General features: G+C 41.4%; 17 protein-coding genes. 15 read left to right on the top strand and 2 right to left on the bottom strand.

Going from position 1 to position 13423, the window contains the following annotated elements; all coding sequences use genetic code 11:
* Positions 1–89 precede the first annotated feature (89 nt).
* From C5695_RS12860 to C5695_RS20610, 4 genes are all read left to right on the top strand, one after another.
* Positions 90–1211, top strand: a complete 1122-nt coding sequence (locus tag C5695_RS12860; RefSeq protein WP_117731069.1) for a Rap family tetratricopeptide repeat protein — start codon at positions 90–92, stop codon at positions 1209–1211.
* Positions 1212–1377: 166 nt separating this feature from the next.
* Positions 1378–2118 carry a polysaccharide deacetylase family protein gene (locus C5695_RS12855; protein WP_117731068.1) on the top strand — a complete coding sequence of 247 codons (741 nt, stop codon included), beginning with the start codon at positions 1378–1380 and terminating at the stop codon, positions 2116–2118.
* 84 nt (positions 2119–2202) lie between these two features.
* Positions 2203–2931 (top strand): SGNH/GDSL hydrolase family protein, encoded by a 729-nt coding sequence (locus C5695_RS12850; protein WP_233230736.1) that lies wholly within the window; start codon positions 2203–2205, stop codon positions 2929–2931.
* A 78-nt stretch (positions 2932–3009) separates the two neighbouring features.
* A complete protein-coding gene (locus C5695_RS20610; RefSeq protein WP_003217499.1) occupies positions 3010–3159 on the top strand; it encodes a hypothetical protein in 150 nt (49 codons plus the stop codon).
* Between the two features lie 133 nt (positions 3160–3292).
* Here C5695_RS20610 and C5695_RS12845 read toward each other — a convergent pair whose 3' ends face one another.
* The gene (locus C5695_RS12845; RefSeq protein WP_003217327.1) at positions 3293–3433 is read right to left on the bottom strand and encodes a sporulation histidine kinase inhibitor Sda; all 141 of its coding nucleotides are present in this window, start codon (positions 3431–3433) and stop codon (positions 3293–3295) included.
* Between the two features lie 362 nt (positions 3434–3795).
* Here C5695_RS12845 and C5695_RS12840 point away from each other — a divergent pair, with 362 nt between their 5' ends.
* The 8 genes from C5695_RS12840 to C5695_RS12805 are packed head-to-tail and all read left to right on the top strand — an operon-like array spanning position 3796 to position 8813.
* Entirely contained in the window at positions 3796–4317 is a 522-nt protein-coding gene (locus tag C5695_RS12840; RefSeq protein WP_044139602.1) for a YqeG family HAD IIIA-type phosphatase, read from the top strand.
* Positions 4318–4319: 2 nt separating this feature from the next.
* Entirely contained in the window at positions 4320–5420 is a 1101-nt protein-coding gene (gene yqeH, locus C5695_RS12835) for a ribosome biogenesis GTPase YqeH (RefSeq protein WP_117731066.1), read from the top strand.
* A 21-nt stretch (positions 5421–5441) separates the two neighbouring features.
* Positions 5442–6284, top strand: coding sequence for a shikimate dehydrogenase (gene aroE, locus C5695_RS12830; protein WP_117731065.1), 843 nt, complete (start codon positions 5442–5444; stop codon positions 6282–6284).
* Complete coding sequence (gene yhbY, locus C5695_RS12825) at positions 6278–6568, top strand: ribosome assembly RNA-binding protein YhbY (RefSeq protein WP_008342507.1); 291 nt, start codon at positions 6278–6280, stop codon at positions 6566–6568. The genes aroE and yhbY overlap by 7 nt, the downstream gene beginning before the upstream one ends.
* Before the next feature lie 13 nt (positions 6569–6581).
* Entirely contained in the window at positions 6582–7151 is a 570-nt protein-coding gene (locus C5695_RS12820; protein WP_117731064.1) for a nicotinate-nucleotide adenylyltransferase, read from the top strand.
* On the top strand, positions 7141–7704 hold the full coding sequence (gene yqeK / locus C5695_RS12815) for a bis(5'-nucleosyl)-tetraphosphatase (symmetrical) YqeK (protein ID WP_117731063.1): 564 nt from the start codon (positions 7141–7143) through the stop codon (positions 7702–7704). The genes C5695_RS12820 and yqeK overlap by 11 nt, the downstream gene beginning before the upstream one ends.
* Positions 7705–7716: 12 nt before the next feature.
* Positions 7717–8073, top strand: a complete 357-nt coding sequence (gene rsfS, locus C5695_RS12810) for a ribosome silencing factor (protein WP_117731062.1) — start codon at positions 7717–7719, stop codon at positions 8071–8073.
* A complete protein-coding gene (locus C5695_RS12805) occupies positions 8070–8813 on the top strand; it encodes a class I SAM-dependent DNA methyltransferase (protein WP_117731061.1) in 744 nt (247 codons plus the stop codon). Before rsfS ends, C5695_RS12805 begins: the two co-directional genes overlap by 4 nt.
* Positions 8814–8861: 48 nt before the next feature.
* Here C5695_RS12805 and comER read toward each other — a convergent pair whose 3' ends face one another.
* Complete coding sequence (gene comER, locus C5695_RS12800) at positions 8862–9710, bottom strand: late competence protein ComER (RefSeq protein ID WP_117731060.1); 849 nt, start codon at positions 9708–9710, stop codon at positions 8862–8864.
* A gap of 90 nt (positions 9711–9800) precedes the next feature.
* Here comER and C5695_RS12795 point away from each other — a divergent pair, with 90 nt between their 5' ends.
* The 3 genes from C5695_RS12795 (at position 9801) to C5695_RS12785 (ending at position 13394) form a co-directional block, all read left to right on the top strand.
* A complete protein-coding gene (locus C5695_RS12795) occupies positions 9801–10439 on the top strand; it encodes a helix-hairpin-helix domain-containing protein (RefSeq protein ID WP_117731059.1) in 639 nt (212 codons plus the stop codon).
* A 65-nt stretch (positions 10440–10504) separates the two neighbouring features.
* Positions 10505–11074 (top strand): ComE operon protein 2, encoded by a 570-nt coding sequence (locus tag C5695_RS12790; RefSeq protein ID WP_117731058.1) that lies wholly within the window; start codon positions 10505–10507, stop codon positions 11072–11074.
* The gene (locus C5695_RS12785) at positions 11067–13394 is read left to right on the top strand and encodes a DNA internalization-related competence protein ComEC/Rec2 (protein ID WP_117731057.1); all 2328 of its coding nucleotides are present in this window, start codon (positions 11067–11069) and stop codon (positions 13392–13394) included. Before C5695_RS12790 ends, C5695_RS12785 begins: the two co-directional genes overlap by 8 nt.
* Positions 13395–13423: the final 29 nt, after the last annotated feature.

The following is a 13423-nucleotide window of genomic DNA, read 5'->3' as shown; positions in this document are numbered from 1 at the left end:
TGTTTGCGGTTTCTTTGCGGTGCTTGGCGGTCAAGAAGCGTGCTAAAATATGTAATATTAGACCGAAAAGGAAGGGGTTTTTTCGGAACATGGGGAAGGTTCTATCTTCACATGTAGGTATGAAAATTAATGAATGGTATCGAATGATACGGCAGTTCAGTGTTCCAGATGCGGAAATCCTGAAAGCAGAAGTAGAAGCGGAAATTGAACGGATGGAAGAGGACCAGCATTTACTGATTTATTATCAGCTCATGTGTTTTCGGCACCAAATCATGCTTGACTATATACACCCTTCAAAATATCAACCTTTCTCAGTATCTAATCTTGTCGATAAAATCGAAAACTCCAATCATGAGTTATCTGATATGCTGCATTATTACCATGCATTTTTTCGTGGCATGCATGAGTTTAGTCAAAAAGAATATTTAGAAGCCGTCAAATATTATCGAGTGGCCGAAAAACAGCTGTCCATGGTATTCGATGATATTGAGCAAGCTGAGTTTCATTTTAAAGTAGCAGAAGCTTACTATATTATGAAGCAAACGCATGTCTCGATGCATCATATTTTAAAGGCGCTAGAAATATACGATCAGCATGATGCCTATTCGATTCGCATCATTCAGTGCCTATTTGTCATCTCAGGGAACTATCAAGATTTAAAACGGAAAGACCGGGCGCTGCCTCATTTAAAAAAGGCCAAACAGCTCGCCTCTCAGATTGATCACCCGCGGATATACAGTTCAGCGCTTTATAATGTAGGAAAATGTTACGGGGAGCTGGGCTACCTTGAGGAAGCAGAACGTTATTTAACTGAATCAGCTGATCTTGCCCGGAAAGAGCAGCTTCCCACGCTTCCGCATACGCTCTATACGCTGGCGAAGCTGCTTTTTAGACAAAATGAACAAACGAATGCACTCCGCATCTTAGAAGATGGAAAATTAGCTGCAAAGAAGCATGAAGACCAGCTATTCTGTCATATGTTTGAGTATCTGGATGCTTTATATGTTCAGGAAATAAATGAAGAACAACTGCAAAAAACCATTGATTATTTGGAAAAACTTAGCCTATACTCTTATATAGAGGATATCTCACTAGAAATTGCGACAGCCTTAGAAGCCTCTCAACAATACCAGAAGTCCAACCAGTATTATCGGAAATTATTATGGGCTCAAAATCAAATCCAAGAAGGAGAGTGTCTGTATGAATTCTAAGCAACGTTCGACAGTTGAAGAGAGAAACCAAACGTGAAACAAAAAGCGGGCCGGATGGGCCGGCTTTTTTTGTGTAAAAAAGAAGCAGAGACGATCACGAACCTTGAATGAATTCATCCAAAAGCGGGCAATTTAATCTGTAAGGATGTTCTGTGGAGGCGGTCTGATGAAAGGGCTACATATCTTGATGTGTATATTGGTATTATGCGCTTTTGTTCCTAATAAAATAGAGGCACGGACATTAAAAAGAATCGATCTAGAAAAAACAGGACGAGCCTTTTGGGACATGAGAGAGGAACGGAAAAAGATTGCGCTAACCTTTGATGATGGGCCTCATCCAGTTTTCACGAATCAAGTATTGGATGTGCTGAAGGAGCATCAAGTGAATGCCAGCTTTTTTGTTGTAGGGAGCCGGATTCATACATACCCTGAAATTGCAGAACGAATCGTAGACGAGGGAAATGAGCTTGGCAATCACACGATGAATCATACGTACTTTGACCTGTTGTCATCAAAGGAGATTAAGCAGGAGCTAAAAGAATCAGCGGTTCATATCGCTTCACTTCAGCCTGGTGCGCCCTTATTATTTCGCCCTCCTGGCGGCCGCCTAACGATGAAATCATTCCGCATTTTGTCAAAGCAAGGATATGATGTGGTCATGTGGTCATTTACGCAAGATCCGAAAGATTGGTCAAGACCAGGTGCACGCAAAATTGCGAGCCGGATTATTGGGAATATTCAGGGCGGCGATATCATCCTTTTACATGATGGCGGAGGAAATCGGAAGCAAACGGTAGCAGCACTGAAACAAGTGATTCCTGAATTAAAGGATCGAGGCTATGAATTTGTCAAAGTGAGCGAATTGCTTCACCATAACAAAGTGTATGTGCCTGTTCAACTGCAATAGGAAGTATTCGTCAAAAACAGTCATTCATTGAAACCAAAAGTCTTGTCGTTTACTATATGAAGAGGGCTTTTGGAGGTGAATGTTGTGAAGAAATATGTTGTCCTTTTCATCCTACTTTGTGTCGCTACTGGGTGCTCAAAGCCAGTTCAAGAAAGTGTCATTGCATTTGGCGACAGTAATACAAGAGGATCAAACTGGGACTTTCGAGATTATCCAACATCTGAAAAATGGGTAAATCTCATGAAAAACGTCGAGCGCGGCCAAATTCAAGTAAAGAATGCAGGCATTGGCGGGCAGACGACTGAAGACGCGAAGCTTCGCTTTGAGCAGGATATTTTAAAGAAGAAACCAACCTACGTCCTCATCATGTTCGGTACGAATGATGCGGCGATTTTAGACGGGAAACATCCCAGAGTGACGAAAAAACGTTTTAAAGAAAATGTATACTACTTCATTTCTGAAAGTAGAAAAGCAGGCATTACCCCGATTCTCATGACGTGCGTTCCTGTTGTAGAAGGTGGTAAAAAGGGCTTGTATTATTACTCTAGATATAAGTCCTCGTATTTTGCTGAGAGGGGCGGGGCAAGAGCTTGGCAAAATTCTTATAATGACATCACGAGAGAAATAGCCAAGGACAAGCAAGTACCTCTTATCGACAACTGGAAAGCGTTCATCCGAGAAGCTGGTGAAGATAGTGACAATGCGCTGATTCAATCAGGTTTGATCGACCCTTCTGGCAATCATATGACGCCAAAAGGGGCGAGAATTATTTATAACGAAATTAAAGAGCGTGATGTCATCAAACATTTCTAAATGATGGCTATCTGCCTAAACAAGACCATCCGGCCAGCATAGTCTAACAGTATATCTTCTTAGAAGGAGGTAACTGATATGTGGGGATGCCCTTATCCTTACCCTGCGTGTTCGCCTTATCCAGCTCAAGGAGCAGGAATCGGTTACGCTTTTCTTGTTGTGTTCCTTGTAGTCATTTTAGTCGTAGGCGGAGGGTTATGGTTTTGGAATGAACAGCCTTGCAAATAAGACACCTCTTCTTTGATGAAGGGGTGTTTTTTACGGAAAATAGTAGTAAGCCTATAGCGCAAGTGATATAATATCAGTCACCTGAGTTTAAAAAAGGAGAGTGCTCGGGAGGCATGGTTCCTATGATATGGAATTAAGAGGAAACAGAGAGCATATGCCCGAGCGAACGTCTTTTCATTTCTGTCTCAATTAATTCAATGAAGTCGCGATTTAAATTCATTTCATTTGCTTTATAATACGATTCTATAAGTAAATCATCTGACAGCTTTTTCATACTAGAAACCCATATGATGGGAAAAACACCTCCCCTGAAAAAGTTGGCATAAAACTTGAGGAAAAGACATATCATCATAGGTTGATCGAATGTCTCTGAAGTACCTTTAATCTACCATGAATGGGAAACAAGAACAATCGTTCTGTTATCCACATGGTGAAGTGGATAACTTGTGGGTAGAGTGTTTATAATTGAATGAAAGCGTGATGGAATATAGGTGGATAATGTGTGTAAAATTATCCACACCTGTTGAAGGTTCTCATCATATGTCGAAAACTTTTTCATTGCATTCGATAGACAGACAAATTGTGATTTGATTCGACACAATCGCTGAAAAACCAATGGAAGAAAGGGTGCAAATTGTGCTAAAGAAGTATTTCTTACCGGATGAATTTGTGAAAAGTATTTTCCACATTTCACCGCAAAAACTAAAAGAACGAAATGTAAAAGGAATTATTACCGATTTAGATAACACACTAGTAGAATGGGACCGTCCAAGTGCGACACCCCGCTTAATTGAATGGTTTCAAGAAATGAAGGATCACGGGATACAAGTGACGATTGTATCGAACAATAATGAAAAAAGGGTCAAGCTTTTTTCTGAACCAGTTCATATCCCGTTTATTTATAAAGCGAAAAAGCCCATGGGAAGAGCGTTTAATAAGGCAGTTGCTGACATGCAATTGAAAAAAGAAGATGTAGTGGTCATTGGGGATCAGCTCATGACAGATGTTCTAGGCGGAAATCGCCATGGCTTCCATACAATTTTGGTCGTTCCTGTTGCTGCCTCGGACGGATTTTTCACGAAGTTTAACAGGCAGATTGAGCGCAGAATTTTAGGAGCCTTAAAGCGCAAGGGCCACATTCAGTGGGAGGAAGAGTAATAATGGAAAAAGTTGTTTGTATTGGCTGCGGTGTAGCCATTCAGACGGAAGATAAAGATCAATTAGGATATGCGCCGGCAGCATCTCTATTGAAAGAAGATGTGATCTGTCAGCGCTGTTTTAGGTTAAAGAACTACAATGAAATACAGGATGTTTCTTTAACAGAAGACGACTTTTTAAATATTTTGCATAGCATTGGAGAGACAGATTCTCTGATTGTAAAGGTCGTTGATATTTTTGATTTTAACGGAAGCTGGATCAATGGACTGAACCGTATTGTCGGTGGTAATCCGATTTTACTCGTTGGCAACAAAGTAGATATTTTACCGAAATCCGTGAAAAAAGATCGTCTCATTCATTGGATGAAACGGGAAGCAAAAGAAAATGGATTGAACCCTATCGATGTTTTCTTAATCAGTGCAAGCAGAGGTCAGGGTGTACCTGAGGTGATGGAAGCGATTGATCATTACCGTGAGGGAAGAAATGTCTATGTCGTCGGATGTACGAATGTTGGAAAATCCACATTTATTAATCGAATCATCAAAGAAGTATCTGGTGAAGAGAATGTGATCACCACATCCCAATATCCAGGTACAACACTTGATGCTATCGAAATTCCGCTTGATGATGGATCAGCTTTATTCGATACGCCGGGCATTATCAACCGCCATCAGATGGCGCACTATGTCAGCAAAAATGACTTGAAAATTTTAACGCCGAAAAAAGAATTAAAACCGAGAACGTTCCAATTAAATGAAGCTCAAACGCTTTATTTTGGCGGACTGGCTCGATTTGACTATGTAAAAGGCGGCAGAACGTCATTTGTGTGCTATATGCCAAATGAGCTGAACATACACAGAACAAAGCTGGAGAACGCAGACGATTTATATGAGAAACATGCAGGGGAACTGCTATCACCACCATCAAAAGAGGGAATGGGAGATTTTCCGCCGCTCGTTCCGCATACCTTTACCATTGATCAGCCCAAAATGGATATCGTCTTCTCAGGCTTAGGATGGATCACGGCAAATGATGCAGGTAAGCAAATTAAAGTCTATGCGCCAAAAGGCGTGCATGTGTTTATGAGACGTTCGTTAATTTAATTGTTCAGAGGGGGAGAGACTTTGAAACCTTTATACGGAGTAATCGGTAACCCTGTTGGCCATTCAATGTCTCCGGATATTCATAATGCAGCACTAAAGGATGCTGGAATTGATGGACATTATCACGGCTTTCAAGTAGAAAATGATGACCTGAAAGATGCGATTAGCGGTATGAAAGCCTTAGGAATCAGCGGCTTTAACGTCACTGTTCCGCACAAGGTAGACATCATGCAGTACCTGGACAAAATTGATGTCACAGCTGAGCGCCTGCGTGCCGTCAATACGGTGCGGCTCGAAGGAGGTCAGCTCGTTGGATACAACACAGATGGAGAGGGCTTTCTTCATTCATTGCTTGAAGCCTTGGATCAGCCATTATCAGAGCTTTCATTTCTTCTAATTGGTGCTGGGGGAGCGGCAAGAGCAATTTATACGACAATCGCTGACTATGCACCGAAAAGCTTTGATATCACCAACCGCACTATTGAAAAAGCTGAGGCTTTAATTGAAAGTGCAGATGGGAACATCATATCTAGCGCCATTGCCTTAAAGACGGCAGAAGAGCGTCTTGGGGATTATGATGTCATCATTCATACAACCTCAATCGGTATGCACCCGAATGTTGAAGAAAGTCCGATTTCTTTAGCAAACGTAAAAAAAACAGCGGTCGTTTGTGATATTGTGTATAATCCAATAGAAACAAAGCTGCTTAGAGAAGCAGCCGGGTTAGGTTTAAAAACAGTAGATGGTGTTGGCATGTTTGTTGGACAAGCAGCAAGAGCCTTTGAACTGTGGACAGGCATCACGCCTGACGCCGGAAAAATGAAATCAATTGTAATAGAGAAATTAGGAGGAACACCATGTTAAAAGGTAAACAAAAACGTTTTTTACGTGCACAAGCACATCATTTATCACCTATTTTCCAAGTAGGAAAAGGCGGGGTAAATGACAATATGGTCAAGCAAATTTCCGAGGCGCTTGAAGCAAGAGAACTGTTAAAAGTCAGCGTATTGCAAAATTGCGACGAGGACAAAACAGAAGTTGCGAAAGCACTTGTAAAAGGTGCAAAAGCTGAACTTGTTCAAACGATCGGAAATGTGATTGTCCTTTATAAAGAATCAAAGGAAAATAAACAAATTAAGCTGCCGTAAAGGTGGATGTGATATGAAAAAAATAGGGTTGTTCGGCGGTACGTTTGATCCTCCTCATAATGGGCATTTGCTGATGGCAAATGAGGTGTGTTTTCAAGTGGGGCTTGATGAAATTTGGTTTATCCCAAATCATAAGCCCCCTCATAAAACAGATCGGAAACGAGCTGATAGTCGTCACCGGGTAAAAATGGTGGAAGCGGCGATCCAGTCAAATGCGCATTTTCGGATGGAGCTCATTGAAATGGAGCGAGAGGGTCCATCTTATACAGTAGATACGGTGGAGCTTTTAAAGAAGCGTCATCCTGAGGATGAGTTCTTTTTTATGATTGGAGCGGACATGGTCGAGTATTTGCCAAAATGGCATCGGATTGATGATTTGCTTCAGATGATTACCTTTATTGGGATGAAAAGACCGGGTTACGTTGGAAGCACGGCATATCCTCTTTTATTTGCAGATGTTCCAGCTTTTGATGTATCATCGACATTGATTAGGCAGCGAATAAAGCAGGGTGAACCTGTCGATTATTTGATACCGAAAGCTGTTGAGCGTTATATAAAGGAGCATCATTTATATGAATCGTGAAGAAGCATTGAACTGTGTTAAAGAGCAGTTAACAGAGCATAGATATACACATACACTTGGGGTCATGAGTACAGCCATTTCATTAGCGGAACGGTTCGGTGCTGATGTGAAAAAAGCAGAGATCGCCGCTATTTTTCATGATTATGCCAAATTCAGACCGAAAGAGGAAATGAAGGGGATCATCCAGCAGGAAAAAATGAATCCTCTATTGCTTGAATATTCGCCCGAGCTTTGGCATGCCCCAGTTGGTGCCTATTTGGTGAAAAAGGAAGCAGCTATTCACGACCAAGACATTTTAACGGCTATTGAATTTCATACATCAGGGAGACCTGATATGACATTACTTGAAAAGGTCATTTATGTCGCAGATTATATCGAACCAGGACGTCAATTCCCTGGTGTTGAAGAAGTAAGAGAGTTAGCCGAGCAAGATTTGGATCATGCATTGATTCAATCATTAAAAAACACAATCAGCTTTTTAATGAAAAAGAATCAGCCAGTCTTTCCAGATACACTGGCTACTTACAACTCGCTTGTGCATAAGAACAATTAAGGAGGAATTTGGATGGATTCATCATCAATTTTAAACATCGCAGCAGGAGCATGCGATGATAAACGGGCTGAGGATATTATTGCCCTAAATATGCAAGGAATCTCACTTGTTGCAGATTATTTTCTCATTTGTCACGGGAATTCTGACAAACAAGTGCAGGCCATTGCAAGAGAAGTGAAGCAACTTGCAGAAGAAGGCGGCATCGAAGTCAAAAAGATGGAAGGCTTTGACGAAGCAAGATGGGTATTGATTGACCTAGGTGACGTTATTGCTCATGTGTTCCACAAAGAAGAAAGAGGATACTACAATCTAGAAAAGCTTTGGGGAGATGCGCCAAGAGAAACGCTTTCGCTTGGCATTAACTCATGATTTATCAAGGGTTTGCAGGTGTTTATGACGAGCTCATGACACATGCCCCTTATGATGAATGGGTTCAGTGGATCCAGCAGTATATCAAGCCGAATGCTGCCATTATTGATGTTGGGTGTGGAACTGGAGAGATTTCACTTCGCTTGTCTGAAAAAGGCCACAAGGTCACAGGAATTGACCTTAGTGAAGAAATGCTGGCCTTTGCTCAGTATAAAGCGCAGGCGAGAAATCAGTCCATTCAATTTATACATCAAGATATGAGAGAGCTTACGGGTTTTGAGCAAGCGTTCCAGACAGCCGTTATTTGCTGTGATTCCTTGAATTACTTAAAAAACGAAAATGACGTCAAAAAAACCTTTAAAAACATGTTTCAGCTTTTAGAGGCAGATGGGGTTTTACTCTTTGATGTTCATACACCTTACAAAATGGAAGAGGTATTCCCAGGTTCGACTTATGCCGATCAGGATGAAGAGATCAGCTATATTTGGCAGAGTGATCAAGGGGATGACGAATATTCAGTCATTCATGATTTAAGCTTTTTTGTAAAGGACGGAGACGTGTATCAGCGTTATGATGAGACACATGAACAGCGCACATTTCCATTTGAAACATATGCCGCATTCCTTGAGTCCGCTGGCTTTGAACAGATAGAAGTGACCGCTGATTTTACAAATGAAGCGCCCGGGGAATTTGCCGAAAGATATTTCATTTCAGCTAAGAAACCAAAAACCATCGTTTAATGGAACGATGGTTTTTTAAAACCCTTTTTTCGCTTGTTGCAGAGATGGTTAATTTCTGCGATCATCAGTAAACACGCTTGGCGGGTATTGATGTGCAACCGCTTCAAGATCTTCATCGAACTTTTCATGTGTGTTTTGAAAAAGTCGGTGAAACATATCTTGAACACCTGCTTCCAGTGCTTTAATTCCTTCACCGGTGACGCCGCCTTTTACACACACTTTGTTTTGCAGAGTTGGAAGTGTATAGACTCTTTTTTCAATCAAACGGCCAAGCCCTACAAGCATATCTTCTGATAAGGTAGTAGCTTCTTCTTTAGAAATATCCGTTTCTTCGACAGCTGCTTCAATCATTTTCTGAACAAGAAAGCTGATAAAGGCAGGACCGCAGCTAACGATATCTGAAGCCGCTCTTGTAATCGAATGTTGAATCTCAATTGGTGTTGAAATGTGGGAAGCTAACTGTCTTAACGCTGTTTTTGTCGCCACATTGCATGACGATCCAAATGTTAAAAGTGATGCCCCTGATAAAGCACGGTTCGTAATGCTTGGAATTAGCCTAGCGGTTTGGCAAGGAACGACATCTTGAAGCTGCTCAGGATGTACCGGGCTTGTGATGATGACGATGGTTTGCTGCTCTGTTAAATGAGGGCTCAGCTCCTTTAACAGGGGATAAATATCAAGTGGTTTGACACAAACAAAGATGAAATCTTTATTCGTCACAGTCCCAGACAGCTGTTTTGTTACTTCAAGCTCTGGATGGTTCTTTTTTATATTGAACGCTTTTTCAATGGTTCGGTTTGTGATAGTGATGGATGAGGGATTGACTGTCTTAGATTCAATAAACGCCTCAGTAAGTATGGTACCCATGTTTCCTGTACCGATTATCCCTATATTCAAACATTCTCCCTCCTTAGACGCATAGGATCTGTTATCTTCTAAACAGTATGTGAAGCAGTAGAAAAATATGATTGAAAGAAGCGTGAGCACGTGAAGCGATTTATTCCATTGAAAAAATACAGTCTTTATATCACAGCTGGGCTCATGGTTGTGATCATCATCACCTTGTTCTTCTTATTCGCAGGAAATAGAGAGAGCGGCAATGAGCGGGGTAAATTAAAGGGAAATAAAGACATACAAGTCACATTAGAAGACAAACAAGAAAAGAATGACAACGACTCATCCTCCATTTTTGTAGAGGTTAAAGGAGCTGTGAAAAAGCCAGGGGTTTACTCGTTTCAATCTGGTGCAAGGGTGGAAGAAGCAATTCGGAGAGCAGGGGGCTTTACAAGTAAAGCAGACACGTTAGATATCAATCAAGCGGCAAAATTAGAGGATAGCATGATGATTTATGTTCGGAAGCGGGGAGAAATAGAGAGAGCGACGCAAACACAAACTGCAGCGACTGACATACCATCGGATATTGAAAAGAGTCAGGCTGTCAATGTCAATCAGGCTGATGCAGCGGAATTACAAACCATTAATGGAATTGGACCTGCTAAAGCAGAAGCCATCATTACGTATAGAGAAGAACACGGTGAATTTCAACAAATTGAAGATTTGCGGAACATTTCAGGTTTTGGGGAGAAAACCATTGAACGGCTGAAAAGTGAATTGACCGTTAAGTAGAATTGACGGTATAGAAGAAAGGCATGTACACTTAATACCAACCATCATTCTGGAGGGATCAGCTCGTGGAAAGAATTTCATGGAATCAATATTTTATGGCACAAAGCCATTTGCTTGCTTTACGAAGCACCTGTGAGCGTCTAGCTGTGGGGGCGACCATTGTAAGAGACAAGCGTATCATTGCAGGAGGGTATAATGGCTCTATTGCTGGTGATGTCCATTGTGCAGATGTGGGATGCTATGTCATTGATCATCACTGCGTTCGCACTATTCATGCGGAGATGAACGCTATTTTACAATGTGCTAAATTTGGTGCGCCTACAGCTGATGCTGAAATATATGTTACACATTTTCCTTGTTTGCAGTGCTGTAAAGCCATTATTCAAGCAGGTATTCGAACTGTGTACTATGCAAAGGATTATAAAAATCATCCGTATGCTGTCGATTTATTCGAGCAGGCAGGCGTTCAAACGGAACAAGTGGAACTGGATGAAATGATCATTGACTTAAAAAATCAAGAAAAATTGGCCTTTGTTGCAGATTTAATCGGCAAGCTGAGTGAATCAGGACGTAGCGAAGCAGAAATCCGCGATATGCATGAGAAGGCGAATCAATTATTTACTTCCTATGTTTAATTATTTGCCGTTTGGAGCAATTTCAGCAGCTGTTGGAATTGCTCTAGCTGCATATCATCTCCATATATATTTTCTTCTTTTTCTTCTCATCATTTTACTTTTCAGCCTACTAAAAAGAATTCCCCAGCTTTTTCTAATGGTCAGCCTTTGCGGCACTGCCTATACACTTATTTTTACCATTCATACGTCCTTCGAAGTGGATCAACCCGCACAAGAAAGATTTCTTTCTGGACCTGTTGTGATTGAAAGTATTCCGAAAATTGATGGCAATCGTTTATCAGCGACTGTGTCAATAGACGATGAACGACTGGCGGCTTTCTATACCATTCAAACAGAGCATGAAAAAGAACTGCTGAAAGCTGTAGAGCCTGGTATGAGCTGTCATGTGACAGGTGAAGTTCGACCGCCTAAACACGCAACCATTCCTAACGGGTTTCCATACGATCAATTCTTAAAAACAAAAAACATCAACGCTATTTTCTTACCGCAGTCGATCAAAAGCTGTACAAAAAAAGATCACCCTTCCTATTATCTTCGAGTGATGAGGCAAAAGGGCTTGAAATTTTTAGAGGATCATGTGCCAAAGAATTCCGTTGGTATTGTTCAGGCACTTATTTTTGGCGACCGTGAGTTCATTGATCCTGATACGCTAAGAGATTATCAAATGCTTGGTATGATTCATTTACTAGCGATCTCAGGGTTGCATGTGCAAACGCTTCTTGCTTGTTTATTCTGGTGTCTGCTCCGTTTAGGTATAACAAGAGAGACAGCACGTATTCTACTATTATGCTTTCTTCCTGTTTATGCTTGTTTGACAGGTGCTGCCCCATCTGTTTTAAGAGCTTGTCTCATGGCAGGCATCTATTTACTGATGACGAGCCTGCCAAAAGAAAAGAAACAGCCTTCTGCGGTCGTATTGAGTGCGACGTTTTTACTCTTATTAGCTATTCATCCTCTTTATCTATTTGATATCGGATTTCAGCTTTCATTCGTGGTGACATTTTTTATTGTGTTATCGGCTAACATATTATCAAAAGTGAAAAGTGCAGTGATGCAATTATTCCTGATCTCCTTTGTTGCGCAACTTGCCTCGCTTCCTGTACTTTTATATCATTTTCAGCAATTTTCTTTGCTTGGCATCCCTATGAATATGATCTATGTCCCTTTTTATACGGTAGTTGTCCTGCCTTTTTCCTTACTTTTTTTTCTTTTGTCCATCGTTTATCTTCCGCTTGGACAAACATTGTTTCAGCTGCTTGATTCGGCCATTTGGTGTAGTCATCAGTTATCAGCTCAAATCGCTGTTTTTGATGGATTCACTTTCATATTTATGAAATCTGCTTGGTGGCATATTCTTCTTGAGGTAGTCGCCATCGTGGTTCTGTTATTTGTGATGGAGTGCAAAGCTTCTGCGGCATCCTATGCTGTACCGACTCTTTTTCTCATTGGTGTATTGAGTGTACACTTCTTTACTCCGAATGTTCTTCAAAAAGGGGAGGTCACGATGCTGGATGTAGGGCAGGGGGATAGTTTGTTTATTCAGCTCCCCCATCGAAAGGGGCACCTACTCGTAGATACTGGTGGCAGGCTTTCTTTTGAAGAGGAACCGTGGAAAAAACGACGTAAAGTGTCTACAATCGGTGATCAAACCCTAATCCCGTTTCTGCATTCTAAAGGGATAGCGAAACTTGATATGCTGATTCTGACGCATGCTGATCAAGACCACATGGGAGAAGCGATTCGTTTAATCAGGCGAAATAAAGTAAAGCGGCTGGCCATACCAAAAGGCTTTGCCCGAAGTAAAGAGGATGCAAAGCTACTAAAAGAAGCAGCTGAAAAAGGGATCATAATTGATGAATTAGAAAGAGGAGATCAGCTCCGAGTTGGAGAGCACATATTTGAGGTTCTTCATCCTTCGCAAGACCGGGTGACAAGTAAGAACAATGATTCACTCGTTTTGACCTTTACTCTTGGCGGGAAACGGTTTCTTCTCACTGGTGACCTTGAACAAGAAGGGGAGCGAGACATCATCGACGCTTATCCTCACCTTCGAGCAGATGTCTTAAAGGTTGGACATCATGGGAGTAAAGGGTCAACGAGCGAGGAGTGGCTTGAGCATCTGAAACCATCGCATGCACTTATTTCGGCTGGTGAGCGCAATCGTTATCAGCACCCTCATCAGGAAGTCTTGGAAAATTTAAAGGCCCATGAAACAAAGGTGTACCGCACAGATCGTGATGGGAGTGTGACCTTCGAATTTCTTGAGGAGGAAGGAACGTTTTACACGCATCCTCCATATGATATCTTACAAAATCAATAAAAAAACTGCCAAAACGGCAGTCATTTAGC

The sequence above is a fragment of the Bacillus pumilus genome (assembly GCF_003431975.1).
Taxonomy (GTDB): Bacteria; Bacillota; Bacilli; order Bacillales; family Bacillaceae; genus Bacillus; species Bacillus pumilus_N.
Note: the sequence above shows the minus strand (reverse complement) of the source record. Positions and strands in the feature narration are given on the sequence as shown.